Origin of the sequence: Legionella lytica, assembly GCF_044626755.1 — a bacterium.
In the GTDB taxonomy this organism is placed as follows: Bacteria; Pseudomonadota; Gammaproteobacteria; order Legionellales; family Legionellaceae; genus Legionella; species Legionella lytica_A.
Map to the genome: position 1 here is coordinate 1 of NZ_JBGORX010000046.1, position 223 is coordinate 223.

Below are 223 nucleotides of genomic sequence, written 5' to 3' on the forward strand. Positions count from 1 at the left end.
TGAGGGATCAATCTCATCTTTTAAAATTTTATCTAATAATAAAGGTAAATATCGTTGGACGTGGGTTTGCCCCATCCTAAAAGTTAATCCCTTATTCATCGCCATTCCCCAGGGAATATTATCGATTTTATCAATATATACTCCCGGTATAGAAATCGTTCCCGATTTTCCACAACATTGAATAGCTTCTCTGATTACATGAGCTCTATCAGTTTGCAAATAA

1 protein-coding gene is annotated in these 223 nt (G+C 35.0%); it reads right to left on the reverse strand.

What is annotated here, in order from left to right:
• The coding region (locus ACD661_RS17020) for a hypothetical protein (protein ID WP_472975203.1) at positions 1–223 on the reverse strand (223 nt) is incomplete at both ends.